Source organism: Roseovarius gahaiensis (assembly GCF_011601345.1).
GTDB lineage: Bacteria > Pseudomonadota > Alphaproteobacteria > Rhodobacterales > Rhodobacteraceae > Roseovarius > Roseovarius gahaiensis.
Genome location: NZ_JAAORB010000003.1, coordinates 154,969 through 174,302 on the forward strand (window position 1 = coordinate 154,969; position 19,334 = coordinate 174,302).

A 19,334-nucleotide genomic window follows, 5' to 3' on the forward strand; every position below is an offset into this window, starting at 1 on the left:
TCCTACATACCATGTCACAGCTGATTCGCTTTGTGAATCCCTCTTTTCACCTTGACCGCATTGCGCGATACTTTCCCGGCACAGGAGAGTCCACCATGCCACACGTGCCGCCGCGCAGCGATCTTGCCACCCATGAGGTCAGCAATCAGCCCGCTCCGCGTGGCGATCTGGACTTGTGGCACAGCGACCCCGCCCTGCGCGATCACGCGCGGGCCAGCGGCGCGCAGGCCGATCACCTTGCCAGTTATGGCGCGCGCATCGGCACTGCCGACATGCAGGCCGCCGGGCGCGATGCCAACCGCCACAGCCCCGAACTGGTGCTGTTCGATGCCGGTGGCCGGCGCCTGGACGAGGTGCGCTTTCATCCGGCCTATCACCACCTTTTGCAAACTGGCATCGCCGCAGGCTATGCCGCCCTGCCGTGGGAGGGGGCAAAGGGCGGCCATGCCACCCATGCCGCGATGGTCTACCTGACCAGCCAGATCGAGCCCGGTGTCTGCTGTCCGATGACCATGACCTATGCTGCTGTTCCGGCGCTGAGGGCCGACAAGGCGCTGCTGTCGCAATGGGTGCCTAAGCTGACGGCGCGCGCCTATGACGGTGCGCCGCTGCCGCTGGCCCGCAAACCGGGCGCGACCCTTGGCATGGCGATGACCGAAAAGCAGGGCGGCTCGGATGTGCGCGCCAATACCACCACCGCCACCCCCGAGGGTGAGGTGTACCGCCTGAATGGGCATAAGTGGTTCTGTTCCGCGCCGATGTCCGACGGGTTCCTGACGCTGGCGCAGGCCCCCGGCGGGCTGACCTGTTTTCTGGTGCCCCGTTGGTTGGAGGACGAGCGTAATACGATCCACATTCAGCGGCTCAAGGACAAGCTGGGCAACCGCGCCAATGCCTCGGCCGAGATCGAATATGTGAACACGCTGGCCCACCGTCTGGGCGACGAGGGGCAGGGCCTTCAGACGATCATCGAAATGGTGCATCACACAAGGCTGGATACCGCGATGGCCCCGGCGGGGCTGATGCGCGCGGCGCTGGATCATGCCCACCATTGGGCCTGCCACCGGACGGCCTTTCAGAAACAACTGATCGACCAGCCGCTGATGCGGTCGGTTCTGGCCGATCTGACGCTGGATTGGGAAGGGTCGCTGGCGCTTGGCCTGTATGTGGCGCGGTTGTTCGACACACCGGGCGAAGAGGCCCGCGCCTTTGCCCGCCTGTCCGTTGCCTTGGCCAAGTTCATGGGCAACAAGCTGTGCCCCAATGTCGTGTACGAGGCGATGGAGGCGATGGGCGGCATGGGCTATGTCGAGGATACGCCGCTGCCGCTGCTGTATCGCGAGGCGCCGTTGAATTCCATCTGGGAAGGATCCGGCAACGTGATCTGCCTTGATATCCTGCGCACCCTGCGGCGCGAACCGTTGGCCGGTGAGATGCTGAGCGCCGAACTGGGCGCGGCGGCGGGCAGTTATCGCCGGTATGACGCCGCCTTGCGCGACCATATGGGCCGCTTTCCGCGGTTGCCCGACGAGGCGCAGGCGCGCTGGTATGCCGAAAGCCTTGCCACGCTGCTGACCGCCTCGGTGTTGATCCGCCACGCCCCGCCGGCGGTGGCCGAAGGCTTTATCGCCACCCGCCTTGCCGGGGCGCGCGGCCGGATCAGCGGTGCCATCGAAGGCATCGACAGCGCGGCTATCCTTGCCCGGTTGGCAGAGGGATAGGGAGCGAAGCGCCAGTAAATTGGATAAAGCCCGGTCGATCCGGCATAGGCGCGAATGATCCATGTCCAGCGTTTGCGCTTGCCATCTGTGCGTCGCGGGCATAGCGTCGCCCGCATGACACCCCGTTGTATCACCGATCGCTGCATTACCACCTGACATATCCGGGGCGGGCCGTCATCTATTCCATATCCAGACATGACTTGATAAGCCCGCCGCGGGAGATTTGCGCCTGCGAGGACATTCATGACGACGATCAAGCTGTATAACACCAAGGCCCGCGCCAAGCAGGTGCTGACGCCGTTGGACCCCGACAATGTGCGGATGTATGTCTGTGGCCCCACGGTCTATGATCGCGCCCATCTGGGCAACGCGCGACCGGTCATCGTCTTTGACGTGCTGTATCGGCTTTTGCGCCATTTCTACGGCCCCGATCATGTGACCTATGTGCGCAATTTCACCGATGTTGATGACAAGATCAACGCCCGCGCCATCGACAACGTCGGCCAAGGCGGCGATGTGAACGCCGAGATCGGCCGCATCACTGCGCAGACGACGCAATGGTTTCTGGATGACATGGGCGCGCTTGGCGCATTGGAACCCGACGCCATGCCGCGCGCCACGCAGTATATCCCGCAGATGATCGCCATGATCGAAGACCTGATCGCCAAGGGCCACGCTTATGAGGCCGAGGGGCATGTTCTGTTCTCGGTCGAAAGCTACAAGGAGTATGGGCACCTGTCGGGCCGCACCGTGGACGACATGATCGCGGGGAGCCGGGTGGAGGTGGCCCCCTACAAACGCAACCCGATGGATTTCGTGCTGTGGAAACCCTCAAGCGAAGAATTGCCCGGATGGGACAGCCCTTGGGGCCACGGACGGCCCGGCTGGCATATCGAATGCTCGGCTATGAGTTATGAATTGCTGGGCGAGAGTTTCGACATCCACGGCGGCGGTAACGACCTGATGTTCCCGCACCACGAAAACGAAATCGCCCAAAGCTGCTGCGCCCATCCCGAAGGGGGCTTTGCACAAATCTGGATGCATAACGAGATGTTGCAGGTCGAGGGCAAGAAGATGTCCAAAAGCCTTGGCAATTTCTTTACCGTGCATGATTTGCTGAACCAGGGCTATCCGGGCGAGGTGATCCGCTTTGTGTTTTTGTCCACGCATTACCGCAAACCGATGGATTGGACGGATGCGAAGGCGCGGGAGGCTGAGGCGACACTGCGCAAGTGGCGTGCCATGACCGAAAGCGTGCAGGCCGGTGAGTTGGCCGCTTCCGTTCTCGAGGCCTTGGCCGATGATCTGAACACCGCAGGCGCGGTGGCCGAATTGCACAAACTGGCCGCCGCTGGCGATGCGGCGGGGTTGAAGGCCTCGGCCCAGATGCTGGGGCTGTTGAATGATGAATTGGGAGATTGGGCGACCACCCCCGTGGCCGACCTGTCGGGTCTGGAAAGCCGTCTGTTTAAAGCCCGCCAAACCGCCATGGAGACCAAGGATTTTTCCGAGGTGGACCGGCTCAAGGCGGCGCTTGTCGAGGCCGGGGTCGAGGTGCGGATGAGCAAGGATGGTGTCGAGCTGATCCCCGGTGCGGGGTTTGATCCGGCCAAGCTGGAGGGGTTGGAATGATGCACCTGTCCGGACAACGTTTGCGTGTCGCGCAGCGTCCGGCCGCCGGGGGGGCGCTGCGACAGGTGTTTGGTGCCGTTTATGGTTGCCAAATACATCAAACAACAGTGCGGGACTGCGACGTTGCAAAAGCGCCCGCCCGAGGGGGCGGTCGGGCGCTGCGCGGCGGCGGGCAGGCCCGCCTTTATTCCGCGCGGGGAGATATGGTTGGGGGGCGATCGGCATTTGCAGCCCGAATGCGGTTTGGCGCGCGGCGGAGTGAGGGGCCAGCCCCTCACACTCCCCGGGGTATTTTGACCAAGAAAAAGAAGGTTCTGCGTGATGGATAAGGAGCGCCTTTACCTTTACGACACCACCCTGCGCGACGGGCAGCAGACGCAAGGTGTCTCGTTCTCGACCCACGAAAAGGTGCAGATTGCGCAGGCGCTGGATGTGTTGGGGGTGGATTACATTGAAGGCGGCTGGCCCGGTGCCAACCCCACTGACAGCGCCTTTTTCGACGCAGCCCCGCAGACGCGCGCCACGATGACGGCCTTTGGCATGACCAAGCGGGCGGGCCGCTCGGCCGACAACGACGATGTGCTGGCGGCGGTGATGAATGCCGGCACCCGCGCGGTGTGTCTGGTGGGCAAGACCCATGATTTTCATGTTGAGACCGCGCTTGGCATCACGCTGGCGGAAAATACCGACAATATCGCGCGCTCGGTCGCGCATATGGTGGCGCAAGGGCGCGAGGCGCTGTTTGACGCCGAGCATTTCTTTGACGGCTGGAAAGCCAACCGCGACTACGCGCTTGAGTGTTTACACGCCGCCTATGACGCCGGCGCACGCTGGATCGTGCTGTGCGATACAAACGGCGGCACCTTACCCGACGAGATCGAGCGGATCACGGCGGAGGTGATTGCCGCCGGTATTCCGGGCGACCGATTGGGCATTCATTGTCACAACGATACCGAAACGGCGGTGGCTGGATCGCTGGCGGCGGTGCGGGCCGGGGCGCGGCAAATTCAGGGCACGCTGAACGGTTTGGGCGAACGCTGTGGCAACGCCAACCTGACCGCGCTGATCCCGACGCTGTTGCTGAAAGAGCCTTATGCCAGCCGGTTTGAAACCGGGATCACGCAAGACGCCTTGCAGGGGCTGACGCAAGCCAGCCGGTTGCTGGACGAAATCCTGAACCGGGTGCCAACCAAGCAGGCGTCGTATGTGGGCGCGTCGGCCTTTGCCCATAAGGCGGGGCTACATGCCAGTGCGATCTTGAAAGACCCATCGACGTATGAGCATATCGACCCGGGCCTGGTGGGCAACACGCGGATCATCCCGATGTCCAATCAGGCGGGGCAGTCGAACCTGCGCCGCCGTTTGGCCGAGGCCGGGATCGAGGTGGTGCCGGGCGATGCGGCCCTGGCGCGCATTCTGGACGAGATCAAGCAGCGCGAGGATCGCGGCTATACCTATGACAGCGCGCAGGCCAGTTTCGAGCTTTTGGCGCGGCGTGAACTGGGGCAGTTGCCCGCGTTCTTCGAGGTCAAGCGCTACAAGGTGACGGTCGAGCGCCGCAAGAACAAGTATGACAAGATGGTGTCGTTGTCCGAGGCTGTGGTTGTCGTCAAGGTGGACGGCGAAAAGAAACTGTCGGTCAGTGAATCGATGGATGACTGCGGTAATGACCGTGGCCCGGTGAACGCTTTGGCCAAGGCGTTGGCCAAGGATCTGGGGCCGTATCAGGCCGCCATCGACGATATGCGTCTGGTGGATTTCAAGGTGCGGATCACCCAAGGCGGGACCGAGGCCGTGACCCGCGTGATCATCGACAGCGAAGACGGGCAGGGGCGGCGCTGGTCCACCGTGGGCGTCAGCGCCAACATCGTTGATGCCAGTTTCGAGGCGCTGCTGGACGCGATCACATGGAAATTGTCCCGCGATTATGGCATGACCGGGGCCGTAGCCTAGGTGCAGGGTATGGAATTTGATACTGATCTGATCGCCTGTGCGCAACTGGTTGAACGCGGCGACCCCGACAGGTTTGCAGCCGTGATGGCCGCGCCGCCGCCGGCCCGGCTGGCGCTGTTTCCGATCTATGCTTTCAACATCGAAGTGTCGCGCGCGCCATGGGTGACCCAAGAACCCATGATTGCCGAAATGCGCCTGCAATGGTGGCGCGATGTCTTGGCCGAAATCCGCAGTGACAAAAAAGTCCGCCGGCACGAGGTGGCGACGCCGCTGGCGCAGGTGCTGGATGCCGATGGGGCGGCCCTGTTGGACAGATTGATCGAAGCGCGGCGGTGGGATGTCTACCGGGAGCCCTTTGAGGATATGACGCATTTTCGGGAGTATCTGGACAAGACCTCGGGCAATCTGCTGCTGGCGGCGGCGCGGGCCTTGGGGCCGGTGCCGGACCGGGTTGTCCGGCGGGCGGGTTTTGCGCTTGGGGTCGCCAATTGGCTGCGCGCCGTGTCCGCGTTGGAACAGGCAGGCCGGGTGCCGTTGGTTGAAGGCACGCCGGATGCTGTGCGCGCTTTGGCGCATGAAGGGCTGGAGGCGCTTGGCGCGGCCCGCAAAGGCCGCGGTGATCTTTCCCCTCAGGTTCGGCCCGCGCTGTTGCCGATGTGGCAGGTCGCGCCGATCCTGCGCCGCGCCGCGCGAGATCCGCGCCGGGTGGCCGACGCGGCGCTTGAGGTGTCACCGATCCGCCGCCGTTTGGGCTTGATGGCCGCCGCCACCACCGGCCGCTGGTAGGCGATCAGGCCATCATTTCCTTGGTCGCGGTCAGGGTGATGTCGGGGTAATCCCGTTCGACCCGGTCAATATCCCATTGCAGCCGTGTCATATAGACAACGTCGCCGTCGTGATCATGGGCGATGTGCTGTTTGTTGGCCGCGGTGAACTTGTCGACCGCGTCACGCGGGCCGTTCACCCACCGGGCCGAGGTGAATTGCGACCCCTCAAAGCGCACGGGCAGGCCGTATTCCATCTCGATCCGGCTGCCCAAAACCTCGAATTGAAGCGCGCCGACGACGCCGACGATAAACCCCGATCCAAAGGCGGGCTTGAACACCTTGGCTGCGCCTTCCTCGGCGAATTGCATCAGGGCTTTTTCCAGATGCTTGGCCTTCATGGGATCGCCCGCGCGGCAACTTTGCAGCAGCTCTGGCGCAAAGGACGGGATGCCGGTCACGCGCAGGGCCTCGCCCTCGGTCAGCGTGTCACCGATGCGCAACTGGCCGTGGTTGGGGATGCCGATGATATCCCCGGCCCACGCTTCTTCGGCCAGTTCCCGGTCAGAGGCCAGAAACAGCACCGGGTTGGACACCGTCATGGGTTTCTTGCTGCGCACATGGTTCAGTTTCATGCCGCGCTTGAAATGGCCGCTGGCCATGCGGACAAAGGCCACCCGGTCGCGGTGCTTGGGGTCCATGTTGGCCTGAACCTTGAAGACAAAGCCTGACACCTTGGTTTCGTCGGGCGCGATCTGGCGCGTGTCGGCCGATTGCGGTTGTGGTTCGGGGCCGTAGGCGCCGATGCCATCCATCAGTTCCTTGACGCCGAAAGAATTGATCGCCGAGCCAAACCAGATCGGCGTCATATGGCCTTCAAGCACCGATTGCGCATCAAGCGTGGGCAGCAATTCGCGCGCCATCTCGATCTCTTCGCGCAGCTTTTCGACCAGATGGTCGGGCACATGGCGGGCCAACTCGGGGTCGTCCAAGCCGTTGATCTGGATGGATTCGGCCACTTTGTTGCGGTCGGCACGGTCCATTAGTTCCAGCCGGTCGTTCAGCATGTCGTAACAGCCGATGAAATCACGGCCCACGCCGATGGGCCAACTGGCCGGGGTCACGTCAATCGCCAGATTTTCCTGAATTTCGTCGATGATATCAAAGGTATCGCGGCTTTCTCGGTCCATCTTGTTACAAAAAGTCAGGATCGGAAGATCGCGCAGGCGGCACACTTCGAACAGTTTTCGTGTCTGGCTTTCGACGCCTTTGGCCCCGTCAATGACCATCACGGCCGCATCCACCGCCGTCAGCGTGCGATAGGTGTCTTCGGAAAAATCCGAGTGGCCGGGCGTATCGACCAGATTGAACCGGAACCTGCCGAAATCGAACGACATGGCCGAGGCTGACACCGAGATCCCGCGGTCCTTTTCCATCTGCATGAAGTCCGAGCGCGTGCGCCGTGCCTCGCCCTTGGCGCGCACCTGACCGGCCATCTGGATGGCACCGCCATACAGCAGGAACTTTTCGGTCAGCGTGGTTTTGCCCGCATCCGGGTGCGAAATGATCGCAAAGGTGCGGCGCCGCGCAATCTCGGGCGGCAAATCGGGGCGGTTCGGGGTCTGATCCAACATGCTGCGGCATATAGAGGGCGCAGGGCAGGGGCGCAATACGCGGTGATAGCCTGTTCTCGAGACCGAGTGTTCAGCACGTCGCACAGGAGGCAGGTCGTCCGAGAGGAATTTTTCAGGTGAGCACAGTCAGCGCGGCTGGTCGTGAACCCATAAACCGTCGGACCGGATAGAAGGATATTCTCTGCGCGGAACAAGGCGCATAGCGCCGCCGTGCATCGCCGGGCCGCCCGGCGCGGCGATTGGGTTGGTCTAAGCGCATCAAGCATGGGGTGTGCGCCAGTGTTCTGGATTAAGCGCCATAGACTATCGATTAGATCGCCACACCGCGGCCCGACGATGCGCGGCCGCTGACGTCACCCTCCTTACCCTTGGGCCATTCGTTTGAACCTTAACGGCGGATTTCATCAAGCCACCCACAGGGCGCAGAACACTACCGCGTCGAGGCGCGTTTGAGAATACTGGCGGCGTCGGGGTGTTTCAGCAACGCCTCGCTGACCTCAAGGTCTTTGTGGGTTTGATCACCATGATCCGACAGCAGATCGGCCAAGGCGTCATGCAGGTCTTGCGGCAGGGCGGCGCGGGTGCGGGTATCAACCAGCAGCGTCTCGGCGGCGATCCCTTCGGCATAGATGATCTGATGATGATCGAAGAGCAACTGAAAATAGTCGATAAACCCGCCATCCTGTTGCACCACGGTATCGCCGTTCACCAGATACCGCGCCCGCACCAGCAATTCGCTGCGGCCCGCCCCAAGCGCATCGGAGCGTTGATAGATGAATAGGCGATGGTCGGGGCTGACCAGCAGATCGTGCTCATTGTGCAGCGCCCCGGCCTTGATCCGGATCGGGGCAAATTCACCAACCGCGCGCACGGTGGACTGGCCGATCCAACGCACTTGCTGCGGCCCATCGTTGCGGGTCAGCACCATGTCGCCCACGTTCAGATCTTCGATCCGCCGCTGTTGGCCCGAGGCCATGGTAATATGCGTGCCGCGCGAGAACGAGACGCAGGCCACTTCGGCAAACTTCTGATCGGCATTGTCCCGATCAATCCCGACAAGCGCATAACCTATACGCGGCGCCAATGCGGCCAAGGGAAGAATGTAAACCTCGGTCACATTGCCATTGCCGTCGACTTCGACAAGGATCAGCATTTCCGTGGTCTGGCCGGTGCCCGACATCATGGTCAGACAAGAATCAAGATGCAATGTTGCACCGGGATGGCCCAAGACCGTGTCGGCGGCGATGGTGAATACGCCACTGTCATCGCTGAAAACCGACAGGCGGTGCTGACGGGCGGTTTTGCTGAGCTCATATGTGTCGTCCAGATCCAGTTCGGCGGCGAATGAAATCGGGTCGCCCAAATTCGCGCCGTTCACGACGCGGAAATCAACCGCCCTGAAGACCGGGATGGATTGGCATGGTTTAAGCGTTGTTTCGGTCATGAGTGTCCGGCAGCAGCTTATTGGGAAATTACACTGGAAGGTCAGCGAGGTAACGGTATAGTCCCGCGCAAATATGGTCAATCATTCTGCGCTTGTCTGGTGTTGCCGGTCGAACTGGTGATAGGGACAAGTCAGACAAATGCGGGAGAATTCAAATGGATCTGGGACTTAAAGGGAAAACAGCGCTGGTTTGCGCGTCATCGAAAGGTTTGGGTTTGGGCTGCGCGCGGGCACTGGCCGAAGCGGGTGTCGATCTGATCATGAACGCGCGCGGCGCCGAGGCGCTTGAGGCTGCGGCGCAGGACATTCGCGACACGTTTGGCGTGGCCGTGACCACCGTGGCCTGCGACGTCACAACCGAAGACGGGCAGGCGACATTGATCAATGCCGCGCAAGACGTGGATATTCTGGTGAACAATGCAGGCGGCCCGCCGCCGGGCATGTGGACCGATTGGGACCGCGATGATTTCATCGCCGCGCTGGATGCCAACATGCTGGCGCCGATTGCCCTGATCAAGGCGATCGTGCCGGGCATGATGGAGCGTGGCTGGGGCCGGGTGGTGAACATCACCTCGCAATCGGTCAAATCGCCCATTCCGGTGTTGGGGCTGTCCAACTCGGCCCGGGCGGGTCTGACGGGGTATGTTGCGGGCACGTCGCGTCAGGTGGCTGGCAAAGGCGTGACCATCAACAATCTTTTGCCGGGCATCCATGCAACGGACCGGGCCGCAGCATTGGACAAGGGCGTGGCCGAGGCCGAAGGCATTACGGTTGAAGAGGCCAAGGTAAAACGCTGCGCCACGATCCCCGCAGGCCGTTACGGCACGGCGGAAGAATTCGGCGCGACCTGTGCGTTTTTGTGCAGTCAGTATGCAGGCTTCATCATCGGGCAGAATGTGTTGCTGGACGGTGGTGCCGTGAACACCACGATGTGACCCAAGCATCAGGCATCTAAAGCCTGACCAGCGTAGTTAATCGGTGGCGGCGTGGTCCGATGCACCATGCCGCGCCAGCCCCCGCTGGCACCCACCAAGGGACGTGGCACCGAACACGGGCCGACAAAAGCCCATCACATTCGCGTGGCACGGGGGCCAAACTCTGGAGAGAGAGGGCGGCGACTGCTAAAGGCATGTGTCGCTTCAACCCTTCGGATCGCCCATGCAAACTTCTGTCGTCATTGCCCTTTTCGTCCTTCTTGTCATTGCCAGTATCGCGATTGCGCCGCGTCGGGCCACTGTCGAGGGCTTTTTTGGCGGTGCGTCTGCCGCGGGGCGTGCGCCGGGCCTTTGGACCCTTGTCCTTAGCCAGGTGACAACTTGGATCTTTGCACGGTCTTTGATGAATGCGGCCATCCTTGGATACTTTTACGGGATCTGGGGCGTTTTGGCTTATGCCACGTATTACGGATCGTTCCTGACCGGTGGATTCATTGTGGACCGGCTGCGCGAACGCGGTGCTGGATCGGTGCAGGGCTGGCTGACCGCGCGATTCGGTCTGGTGGGGGTGACCTGCTATAACATCGTGATCGCGCTGCGGCTGTTGTCCGAAGTGTTTGCCAACCTGCTGGTGGTTGGGCTGATCTTTGCGGCGGCCCTGCCGCACTGGGCCGGGGCCGATACGGCGGCCATTCTTGCGGTGGCCGGGCTTGGGCTGGCCTATAGCGCATGGGGCGGGCTGAGCGCATCCTTGCGCACGGATGTGTTGCAAATGAGCGTGTTTTTGGTGGTGTTTACGGCGGCCTTCGTGGCGCTGTTGGCCAGCCCGGCGTTTGACTTTGGCGCTGTGATGACTGCACCGGGCACAAGCGGCGCATGGAACGGGCAGGTTTTGTTGCTGGTGGCATTTTTACAGGTGTTTTCCTATCCGGCACATGATCCGGTGATGATGGATCGCGGCTTTTTGGCCGACCGCGCGACCACACGGGCGTCGTTTCTGCATGCGTTCTGGATTTCGGCCCTGTGCATCATCGCGTTCGGGTTGTTCGGGGTGCAGGCGGGACTGGTCGGGGCAGACTATGAGGGCGAGCTTTTGGGGACGTGGGCGGGTATGTTCCCGGCTTGGGTCTATGGGGCACTGTTGATCTCGCTTTTGATCAGCGCGCTGAGCACGCTGGATTCGGCCTTGGCCAGTGCCGCACGGCTGGTGGTGGATGAGCTGCGCCTCAGCCCACGCAGCCTGATGGGTGGGCGATTGGCCATGTTGGCGTTCATGACGCTTGGTGCTGTTTTGACACTTTGGGGCAACCAAACCCTGTTCGATGCTGTGGCTGTCAGCGGAACAGCCAGCATGTTCCTGACCCCGGTTTTGGTGGTCGGGCTGATCTTGAACCGGCACGTTGCCGTTTGGGCCTATCTGGTGGCGTTCAGCGCCGCGATCTTTGGCGCGGTCACGTATTTCGCGCGCGAGGCTAGTTGGGCCGCAAGCCTGCTGCCCGAGGGGCACAAATACGAGCAATTGCTGATGGTTTGTGTCGCTGTTCTGCTGGTCGGGTTTGTGGCGGTTATGAGTGGTGCACGGCGCAGCAACGCCTGAATTTCATCCCCGGCGCGCGCGCAGCGGTCGGCCGTCGGGCAGGGAAATATTGGCCACCTGCTCCGAGATCGGATCGTTGGACAAAGGGTGCAGTTGCGCGTCATAGGTTTCGGGCGCACGCATCTTTTCCCACGCGCCGTTCACATGCAATTCCAGACCTGAAAACGCAGCCTTGTAGCCCATTTTCGAACTGCCCGGCACCCAATAACCCAGATAGACATGCGGCAGGCTGTTTTGTCTTGCGATTTCAATGTGATCAAGGATGATATAGGTGCCAAGCGACGCGGTGGCGCGGTCGGGCTCGTAAAACGAATACACCATGCTGACCCCGTCATCCAGAACGTCGGTCAGGCACACTGCCACCAAATCGCCGCTGTCGGTGTCCACATATTCGACCACGCGGGTTCTGATCGGCGTTTCTTCCACCATTGCGGCGAATTCAAAGGTATCCATGTCGGCCATTCCGCCATCTGCATGGCGGTCCGCCAGATACCGGCGAAACAGGTCGTATTGTTCTTCGGTGGCCCATGGCGAGGTTGACCGGCGTTCAAGGGTCTTGTTGCGCTTGAGCGTTTTGCGCTGACTGCGCGACGGCGAAAAATCTGCGACGTTGATCCGCGCTGACAGGCACGCGTTACATTCGGCGCAGGCCGGTCTATAGAGGACGTTCTGAGACCGGCGAAAGCCCTGTTTCGACAATGTGTCATTCAACTTTTGAGCCCCGTCGCCTTGCAGGGCGGTGAACAATTTCCGCTCCATCCGACCCGGCAGATACGGACAGGGCTGCGGGGCGGTGACATAGAACTGGGGGGCAATTGGTAATGTATGACGCATCAGGCCGGGCTTTTTCCATTCCTTTCGTTACGGTAACAACCTTGTCCGGGCGCGCCAAGAGTCAATAGCGTGCGGCGCGCTGCGTTAAAAAACTAACTTGGCATCAGACGCTTGCGCGACGGTTCAGCGCAACCGTGCCAAGCAGGTGATCGCTCAGGCCTTGGCGGCGTTCGGTGGTCAGCATCAAAACGATTGAAATCACTTGCAGCACTGGCAGGCCAAACGAAACGGTCAGGCCCAATGTGTGCAAAAACGCCATAGCCAGATCAAACCGATGGCCGTTCATCTTGCGAAATTCAAGGGCCACCACCCGCATACCCCATGTCGCTGATCCCCGTGCGATGGTGATGACGCGATAGGCAAAGCCCACTGTGAGCAGCAAAAAGGGAAAGAAAAACAGGCCTGTAAACGCTGTGAACGGCACGATCAGAAGGCAGATCAGGACGATCAGAACCGTGTCGATGATCCACGCCAACAGGCGCTTGGCCACAACATCCGAATAAAATTCGGGTTGTGTGGCCGGGTCGGGGATATGCCAAGAGATTTCGGTCATCGCAGAAGCCATATAAGCACGTCTGTGGCGCGGTAAAAGCCCGACCGAGGCGCGCGGGTGGTGCGCGGCACCGCTGTCATTGGGTGAAAGCGCCAACCGTGGCCCCGGAAAGGGCCTGAAGCTCAACCGGACTGATTGCGAAAAGGTGGCGCGGGGTGCCCGCTGCGGCCCAGACTGTGTCAGACTCCAACAAGCGCGGATCAAAAAACGCCCGTGGTGGGGTCAGATGCCCGACTGGAGACACCCCGCCAATGGCAAAGCCGGTTTGCGCCCGGATCAGCGCGGCATCGGCCTTGCCCAAGGGTTCGCCCGCAAGCGTAGCCGCGCGATCGGCCGCAACCTGATTGCCACCGGCGGTGATGAAAAGAATGGCCTCGCCTGACATGTCGCCGCGAAAGATGATTGATTTTGCGATTTGATCGACATCGCAGCCGACCAGATCGGCGGCCATGCGGGCTGTGGTGGCTTGGCCCACTTCAACTGGCAGGGCGGGGCATCCGGCGTTTTCTAGGGCCTGCATCACCCTTTTAAGGCTTTTGCTCATTTTCTGTGTCCGCGTTGGTGTTGGCGCAGTATTCCAAGTGCGCGCCCCATTGACCAGACCCGACGCACGGGTATCAGTAGGGCCATGGATTTTTTGTCACGCATCACCCGTTTGCCGCGCGCCCATGACCCCGAACAGGGCCGGGAGGCCCGTGCGCTGTTTCCTGACCTGCCAGATCAGTTGGCCGATTTGATCGACGGCGCTGCAGGCAGCAGCCCCTATCTTAAATCCCTGATCGAGAAAGAACGCGACTGGCTGGAGCCTGCGCTGCAAGCGCCAGAGGCCGCTTTCGACCGGGTGCTGTCTGATTTGCCGGATGTGGATCACGCGGATCTGCCCGCCGCCTTGCGGCAGGCCAAGCGGCGGGTCGCGTTGCTGACCGGGCTGGCCGATCTGGCCGGGGTCTGGCCGCTGGAGGATGTGACAGGGCGCTTGACCGACTACGCCGATCTGTCGTGTGATCTGGCGATGAAAGCCTGCGTTGCGGCGGAAATCAAACGCGGCAAACTGCCCGGAAAAACCGAGGACGATATCGCCACCGCCGGCGGCATGGTGGCCTTGGCCATGGGCAAGATGGGCGCGGGCGAATTGAACTACAGCTCGGATATCGACCTGATCTGCCTGTTTGATGAAACGCAGTTTGACGAAGACGATTACCACGACGCGCGGGCCTCGTTCGTGCGGGCCACCCGCAAGATGGCCGCGATGCTGAATGACCGCACCGCCGAAGGCTATGTGTTCCGCACCGATTTACGCCTGCGCCCAGATCCAAGCGTGACGCCGGTCTGCATGGCTATGGCGGCGGCGGAAACTTACTACGAAAGCCTTGGCCGCACATGGGAACGCGCGGCCTATATCAAGGCGCGGCCCTGTGCGGGTGATCTGGCCGCCGGGCAATCCTTTCTGGATACGTTGCGCCCTTTCGTGTGGCGCAAGCATCTGGATTTCGCTGCGATTGAGGACGCGCACAACATGCGCTTGCGAATCCGCGAACACAAAGGGCTTGGCGGGCAATTGGCGCTGCCCGGTCATAACATGAAGCTTGGCCGCGGCGGCATTCGCGAGATCGAGTTTTTCACCCAGACCCGGCAGATCATCGCAGGCGGTCGCGACCCGGATTTGCGCGTGCGTGGCACGGTCGAGGGACTTGCGCGACTGGCCGAGAAAGGCTGGATTCCCGAAGAGGCCGCGCAGGTTTTGACCCGGCACTACCGCTTTCACCGCGAGGTCGAGCATCGCTTGCAAATGCTGCGGGATGCGCAAACTCATGATTTGCCCACATCCGAGGATGAATTTGACCGGCTGGCCGCCTTCATGGGCCGCGAACCTGATGACTTGAAGGCCGATCTGACGAACCGGCTGACCGAAGTGCATGATCTGATCGAGGGCTTTTTTGCCCCCGAAGGCCCCGAGCCTGTGCCCGAAGAGGCCGCAGAGGTCTTTGATGATGAAATCATCAGCCGCTGGCCCGGCTACCCGGCGCTGCGGTCGGGGCGGGCGGTGGATATATTCAACCGGCTGAAGCCCGATATCCTGTCCCGTCTGGCCAAAACATCGCATCCCGCCGAGGCGCTTTTGGCGTTTGATGGTTTTCTGGCGGGCTTGCCCGCCGGGGTTCAGGTGTTTTCGCTGTTCGAGGCCAACCCGCAACTTGTTGATCTGCTGGTGGATATCGCAGGCACCTCGCCGAAACTGGCGGCGCATCTGTCGCGTCATGCCAGTGTGTTTGACGCCGTGATCGCCGGGGATTTCTTTGCGCCGTGGCCGGGCCGGGACGCGTTGCAGGCTGATTTGGCCGCGCGGCTGGACACGGAAAGCGATTACGAGCGCAAACTGGATACCGCCCGACGCTGGATGAAAGAATGGCATTTTAGGGTTGGCGTGCATCACCTGCGCGGCTTGATTGGTGCTGATTTGGCCGGGGTGCAATATGCGGATCTGGCAAGTGCGGTAATTGCCGCGATCTGGCCACATGTGGTGGCGCAGTTTGCCGAAAAACACGGGGCCCCACCGGGCCGGGGCGCGGTTGTGATCGGGATGGGCTCGGTCGGGGCCAAGCGGTTGAACGCCGAATCCGATCTGGATTTGATCGTGATTTACGATGCGGACGGCGTCGAAGGGTCTGACGGGCGGCGGCCGTTGGGCACACGGCCCTATTATGCGCGCCTGACACAAGCCATGATCACCGCCTTGACCGCGCCCATGTCCGAGGGGCGGTTATATGAGGTTGATATGCGGCTGCGCCCATCGGGCAATCAGGGGCCGGTGGCGACGGGCTGGCCTTCTTTTCAAGAGTATCAAAGACACGAGGCTTGGGTGTGGGAACATCTGGCGCTGACCCGCGCGCGGGTGATTGCCGGGCCGCAGAACCTTGCCAGCGATGTCGAGGCGTTTCGCGTCGCTCTGTTGGCCGATAAAGGCGCGCCTGACAAAGTGCTGCAGGAGGTCGCGGCGATGCGCCGCCGTATTGCCGACGCCAAGGCCCCCGCCGGGCCGTGGGATACCAAGCTTGGGCCGGGCCGCATGCAAGAGATCGAATTGCTGGCGCAAGCCGGGGCTTTGATGGCGGGCGACGCCGGTCGCACAGTTGAACAAGGATTGCAGGCCGGTGTCGCAATCGGCTGGTTAAGCGACGCGGACAAAGAGGCGCTGTCGCGCGCCTACAGGCTTTGTTGGGACATCTTGCAGGCCGCGCGCCTTCTGAGTGACCGGCCGCTTGATCCGGCCAATCTGGGCGAGGGCGGTGCCGGGTTCGTGCTGCGTGAAACCGGGCATGACACACTGGCGGGTTTGCAGCGCGAATTGGAACAGTCCACAACAGGGGCCGCAAAAGTGATAGATGCAGCGTTAAGGCGCTCGCCCGAAGGGATATGAAAATGGAACGCGATCCGATTGACCACAAGGGCCTGATCCAAGAGGCCTATCGCATCGAGGGCATCACGGCGGCCGAATGCCGATCCATCTTTCTGGATTGGGCCTTGTCCTTGCCGCCAGAGATGGACCAGCAGCAGGCCATCACGACCCTATTGGATCGTTACGGCCTAGAGTACCAAGCGCACCCGATGACACAGGTGCTGCAAGACGGGCTGACCGTGCTTGAGCAACCGCGCCGGCGCGGCGGCTGGCGCGCGCGATCGCGGGACTGACAGGGCGGCATCCGGGCGCAGGGTGGCGGTTTCAGACATGTTTAATTCACCGTAATGTACGGCATTTGACGAAATTGCGCCGTATTTCCGGGCGAGAGTGGCATCAGACAACCAAGGGCAACAGGCCCTCAGGAGGATGCCATGAACCCGTTTCGTTTTATTGCTGTGATTTTCATGGGGCTGGCCGTATCGGGCTGTGCTTCGGTCGAGACAGCCACCCGCAACGCGCCGCTGGATGCGCCGCAGATGCAGGCCGCGCCGCCGTCGTTTGACGTCAAGGAGATCCGCGTTTCGGTGCCCGAAACTCTGCGCGTGTCCGAGGCCAACCGCTATTACCCCGGCGGCGATATCGTTTGGCGCGAAGATCCGCGGGGCGACCGCTATGCCCAAGTCAAAGCGATCTTCGAAACGGCCTTTGAACAAGGCGTGAGCGAGCTTGACCCCGGCCATGTGCCCGTGATCCTTGACGTCGAAGTCACGCGCTTTCACGCGCTGACGGAAAAAGCCCGCTACACCATTGGCGGCGTGCACGCGTTGCAATTCAAAATGCAGATGCGCAACCCGGAAACCGGGCAAGTCTATGGCGAGCCGCATTTTGTCAAAGCCGACTTCCGCGCGCTTGGCGGAGCTGCGGCGATCAAGGCCGAACGTCAGGGAATCACTCAGAAATACCGCATCACCAACCATCTGGCGCAGGTCATCAAGACCGAACTGACCGACCCCGAAGGCTACAAGGCGGCGTTTCTGGGGATGATGGGCGCGATCAATCAACTCTGATCTTTTCGATCTCAGTGAAACGGCTTAAGGGGATGGCATGACACCGTCCCCTTTTCCGATCATCCGCCTTCGTCCCAAGGCGCAGGCCCGTGCCATCCGGCATGGGTTTCCTTGGGTTTATGACAATGAACTGGTCACCGACAGGCGCAGCAAGGCCCTGACGCCCGGCACCATCGCGCAGCTTGAAGATGCCGAGCGAACGCCCGTGGCCTTGGTCGCGGTCAATCCCAAGTCGCGGATTATCGCGCGGGTTTTGGAGCGCGACTGCACAGCCCGCATTGACGCCGATTGGCTGCGCCAACGGCTGACACAGGCGTTGGTTCTGCGCGACCGGCTGTATGATGCGCCGTTCTACCGGCTGGTGCATGCCGAGGCGGACGGGCTGCCGGGGGTGATCATCGACCGGTTTGGTGACACGGCTGTGATCCAGCCCAATGCGGCATGGGCCGAGACCTTGCTGGGCGACCTGACCGATGCGGTGATGGCGGTGACCGGTGTGAAAAACGTTTTGAAAAACGCCAGCGGACGGGCGCGGGTGTTGGAAGGCCTCGACGATCAAAACGCCGTGCTGCGTGGCCAAGCGCCGTCTGCGCCGTTGCCGGTGCCGATGAATGGCGCGACCTATATGGCCGATCTTGTGGGCGGGCAGAAAACCGGGTTGTTTTTCGATCAGCGCCCCAATCACGCCTTTGCCGCAGGCCTAAGCCGTGGCGCAAGGGTGCTGGACGTGTTTTCCCATGTTGGCGGATTTTCACTGGCGGCGCTGGCCGGTGGCGCAGACCAAGCGATGGCGGTGGACGGATCGCAAGCGGCGTTGGATCTGGCCACCGAAGGCGCGGCACAGATGGGGCTTGGCGAAAGGTTTTCCACGCGCAAGGGCGATGCCTTCGAGGCTTTGGCGCAGTTGGCCGAAGAGGGCGCACAGTTCGACGTTGTGATCTGCGACCCGCCAGCCTTTGCCCCGTCAAAAAAGGCAGTGGAGGCCGGGCTGCGGGCTTATGAGCGCGTGGCGCGTATGGCGGCGGCGCTGGTGGCCGATGGCGGGTATCTGGGGCTGTGTTCGTGTTCGCATGCCGTTGATCTGGCTAGGTTCCGCGGCGCATCGGTGCGCGGTATCGGGCGGGCCGGGCGACAGGCGCAATTGATACACACGGGCTTTGCCGGGCCGGATCATCCGCTGCATCCGCAATTGGCCGAAAGCGGATACCTTAAAGCCTTGTTTTTCCGCCTGCGATGAAAGTGCTGCTGGATACCTGCGTGATTTACCCCACGGTGATGCGGCAAGTTTTGCTGGGGGTGGCGGCGCGCGGCGTTTTCACGCCGCTGTGGTCCAAGCGCATTATCGGCGAATGGCTTAGGGCGGCGGAAAAACTGGGGCCCGACGGCGTGGCGCAAGCGCGCGCTGAAGCGGCCTTGCTGGCGGGTCGCTGGCCAGATGCGGACGTGGAGTATCCGCCCTCACTTGAGGCGCAGTTATGGCTGCCCGACGCGGCGGATATTCACGTGCTGGCGGCAGCCATTTCCGGGTCGGCGGATGTGATCATAACGCTGAACGTCAAGGATTTCCCACGCAACATTCTGGCCGAAGAGGGGATCAGCCGCGCCGATCCCGACAGTTTCTTGCATGGGCTCTGGCAGGCGCAGCCGGATCTGGTGCAGGCGGTGGCCGAAGAAGTTTTAGCGGAGGCGATCCGATTGTCCGGCAAAGAGTGGCAGATGCGGCCCTTGCTGAAAAAGGCGCGGTTGCCGCGTTTGGCCAAGGCGTTGTCGTAGCTCCGGGTGATGTCCGGATTGCTGCCG

The 19,334-nt window shown here is 61.8% G+C and carries 16 protein-coding genes; 11 read left to right on the top strand and 5 right to left on the bottom strand.

The window, feature by feature from the left end; all coding sequences use genetic code 11:
• Positions 1 to 95: 95 nt before the first annotated feature.
• From HAT86_RS03195 to HAT86_RS03210, 4 genes are all read left to right on the top strand, one after another.
• Entirely contained in the window at positions 96 to 1,721 is a 1,626-nt protein-coding gene (locus HAT86_RS03195; RefSeq protein ID WP_167193321.1) for an acyl-CoA dehydrogenase family protein, read from the top strand.
• 243 nt (positions 1,722 to 1,964) lie between these two features.
• Positions 1,965 to 3,353 carry a cysteine--tRNA ligase gene (cysS, locus tag HAT86_RS03200; protein ID WP_167193323.1) on the top strand — a complete coding sequence of 463 codons (1,389 nt, stop codon included), beginning with the start codon at positions 1,965 to 1,967 and terminating at the stop codon, positions 3,351 to 3,353.
• 321 nt (positions 3,354 to 3,674) lie between these two features.
• Positions 3,675 to 5,306 (top strand): citramalate synthase, encoded by a 1,632-nt coding sequence (cimA, locus tag HAT86_RS03205; RefSeq protein WP_167193325.1) that lies wholly within the window; start codon positions 3,675 to 3,677, stop codon positions 5,304 to 5,306.
• Between the two features lie 9 nt (positions 5,307 to 5,315).
• Positions 5,316 to 6,092, top strand: coding sequence for a squalene/phytoene synthase family protein (locus HAT86_RS03210; protein ID WP_167193327.1), 777 nt, complete (start codon positions 5,316 to 5,318; stop codon positions 6,090 to 6,092).
• Between the two features lie 4 nt (positions 6,093 to 6,096).
• Here HAT86_RS03210 and HAT86_RS03215 read toward each other — a convergent pair whose 3' ends face one another.
• Together HAT86_RS03215 and HAT86_RS03220 are read right to left on the bottom strand one after the other, a co-directional pair.
• Positions 6,097 to 7,704, bottom strand: a complete 1,608-nt coding sequence (locus tag HAT86_RS03215; protein ID WP_167193329.1) for a peptide chain release factor 3 — start codon at positions 7,702 to 7,704, stop codon at positions 6,097 to 6,099.
• Between the two features lie 430 nt (positions 7,705 to 8,134).
• Complete coding sequence (locus HAT86_RS03220) at positions 8,135 to 9,148, bottom strand: Hint domain-containing protein (protein WP_167193331.1); 1,014 nt, start codon at positions 9,146 to 9,148, stop codon at positions 8,135 to 8,137.
• Positions 9,149 to 9,303: 155 nt separating this feature from the next.
• On the opposite strand from HAT86_RS03220, the gene HAT86_RS03225 reads away from it, so the two are divergent.
• Entirely contained in the window at positions 9,304 to 10,083 is a 780-nt protein-coding gene (locus HAT86_RS03225) for an SDR family oxidoreductase (protein WP_167193333.1), read from the top strand.
• A 223-nt stretch (positions 10,084 to 10,306) separates the two neighbouring features.
• Positions 10,307 to 11,680, top strand: coding sequence for an SLC5/6 family protein (locus HAT86_RS03230; RefSeq protein ID WP_167193335.1), 1,374 nt, complete (start codon positions 10,307 to 10,309; stop codon positions 11,678 to 11,680).
• Positions 11,681 to 11,683: 3 nt separating this feature from the next.
• On the opposite strand, the gene HAT86_RS03235 is transcribed toward HAT86_RS03230, so the two are convergent.
• The 3 genes from HAT86_RS03235 to HAT86_RS03245 form a co-directional block, all read right to left on the bottom strand.
• The gene (locus HAT86_RS03235) at positions 11,684 to 12,514 is read right to left on the bottom strand and encodes an arginyltransferase (RefSeq protein WP_167193337.1); all 831 of its coding nucleotides are present in this window, start codon (positions 12,512 to 12,514) and stop codon (positions 11,684 to 11,686) included.
• 103 nt (positions 12,515 to 12,617) lie between these two features.
• Positions 12,618 to 13,067 carry an RDD family protein gene (locus HAT86_RS03240; protein ID WP_167193339.1) on the bottom strand — a complete coding sequence of 150 codons (450 nt, stop codon included), beginning with the start codon at positions 13,065 to 13,067 and terminating at the stop codon, positions 12,618 to 12,620.
• 76 nt (positions 13,068 to 13,143) lie between these two features.
• On the bottom strand, positions 13,144 to 13,611 hold the full coding sequence (locus tag HAT86_RS03245; protein ID WP_167193341.1) for a YbaK/EbsC family protein: 468 nt from the start codon (positions 13,609 to 13,611) through the stop codon (positions 13,144 to 13,146).
• Between the two features lie 84 nt (positions 13,612 to 13,695).
• Here HAT86_RS03245 and HAT86_RS03250 point away from each other — a divergent pair, with 84 nt between their 5' ends.
• The 5 genes from HAT86_RS03250 to HAT86_RS03270 all read left to right on the top strand — a co-directional run bounded on the left by HAT86_RS03250 (position 13,696) and on the right by HAT86_RS03270 (position 19,307).
• A complete protein-coding gene (locus tag HAT86_RS03250; protein WP_167193343.1) occupies positions 13,696 to 16,485 on the top strand; it encodes a [protein-PII] uridylyltransferase family protein in 2,790 nt (929 codons plus the stop codon).
• Between the two features lie 2 nt (positions 16,486 to 16,487).
• Complete coding sequence (locus HAT86_RS03255; protein ID WP_167193345.1) at positions 16,488 to 16,757, top strand: hypothetical protein; 270 nt, start codon at positions 16,488 to 16,490, stop codon at positions 16,755 to 16,757.
• Positions 16,758 to 16,898: 141 nt separating this feature from the next.
• Positions 16,899 to 17,534 carry a DUF6778 family protein gene (locus HAT86_RS03260; RefSeq protein WP_167193347.1) on the top strand — a complete coding sequence of 212 codons (636 nt, stop codon included), beginning with the start codon at positions 16,899 to 16,901 and terminating at the stop codon, positions 17,532 to 17,534.
• Positions 17,535 to 17,571: 37 nt separating this feature from the next.
• The gene (locus HAT86_RS03265; protein WP_167193349.1) at positions 17,572 to 18,771 is read left to right on the top strand and encodes an RSP_2647 family RNA methyltransferase; all 1,200 of its coding nucleotides are present in this window, start codon (positions 17,572 to 17,574) and stop codon (positions 18,769 to 18,771) included.
• A complete protein-coding gene (locus HAT86_RS03270) occupies positions 18,768 to 19,307 on the top strand; it encodes an RSP_2648 family PIN domain-containing protein (RefSeq protein WP_167193351.1) in 540 nt (179 codons plus the stop codon). Before HAT86_RS03265 ends, HAT86_RS03270 begins: the two co-directional genes overlap by 4 nt.
• Positions 19,308 to 19,334 lie beyond the last annotated feature (27 nt).

Excerpts from the sequence above, each read along its gene's own strand:
- HAT86_RS03195 (WP_167193321.1), top strand. The coding sequence starts at position 96 with ATGCCACACGTGCCGCCGCGCAGCGATCTTGCCACCCATGAGGTCAGC.
- cysS (WP_167193323.1), top strand. The coding sequence starts at position 1,965 with ATGACGACGATCAAGCTGTATAACACCAAGGCCCGCGCCAAGCAGGTG.
- cimA (WP_167193325.1), top strand. The coding sequence starts at position 3,675 with ATGGATAAGGAGCGCCTTTACCTTTACGACACCACCCTGCGCGACGGG.
- HAT86_RS03210 (WP_167193327.1), top strand. The coding sequence starts at position 5,316 with ATGGAATTTGATACTGATCTGATCGCCTGTGCGCAACTGGTTGAACGC.
- HAT86_RS03215 (WP_167193329.1), bottom strand. The coding sequence starts at position 7,704 with ATGTTGGATCAGACCCCGAACCGCCCCGATTTGCCGCCCGAGATTGCG.
- HAT86_RS03220 (WP_167193331.1), bottom strand. The coding sequence starts at position 9,148 with ATGACCGAAACAACGCTTAAACCATGCCAATCCATCCCGGTCTTCAGG.
- HAT86_RS03225 (WP_167193333.1), top strand. The coding sequence starts at position 9,304 with ATGGATCTGGGACTTAAAGGGAAAACAGCGCTGGTTTGCGCGTCATCG.
- HAT86_RS03230 (WP_167193335.1), top strand. The coding sequence starts at position 10,307 with ATGCAAACTTCTGTCGTCATTGCCCTTTTCGTCCTTCTTGTCATTGCC.
- HAT86_RS03235 (WP_167193337.1), bottom strand. The coding sequence starts at position 12,514 with ATGCGTCATACATTACCAATTGCCCCCCAGTTCTATGTCACCGCCCCG.
- HAT86_RS03240 (WP_167193339.1), bottom strand. The coding sequence starts at position 13,067 with ATGACCGAAATCTCTTGGCATATCCCCGACCCGGCCACACAACCCGAA.
- HAT86_RS03245 (WP_167193341.1), bottom strand. The coding sequence starts at position 13,611 with ATGAGCAAAAGCCTTAAAAGGGTGATGCAGGCCCTAGAAAACGCCGGA.
- HAT86_RS03250 (WP_167193343.1), top strand. The coding sequence starts at position 13,696 with ATGGATTTTTTGTCACGCATCACCCGTTTGCCGCGCGCCCATGACCCC.
- HAT86_RS03255 (WP_167193345.1), top strand. The coding sequence starts at position 16,488 with ATGGAACGCGATCCGATTGACCACAAGGGCCTGATCCAAGAGGCCTAT.
- HAT86_RS03260 (WP_167193347.1), top strand. The coding sequence starts at position 16,899 with ATGAACCCGTTTCGTTTTATTGCTGTGATTTTCATGGGGCTGGCCGTA.
- HAT86_RS03265 (WP_167193349.1), top strand. The coding sequence starts at position 17,572 with ATGACACCGTCCCCTTTTCCGATCATCCGCCTTCGTCCCAAGGCGCAG.
- HAT86_RS03270 (WP_167193351.1), top strand. The coding sequence starts at position 18,768 with ATGAAAGTGCTGCTGGATACCTGCGTGATTTACCCCACGGTGATGCGG.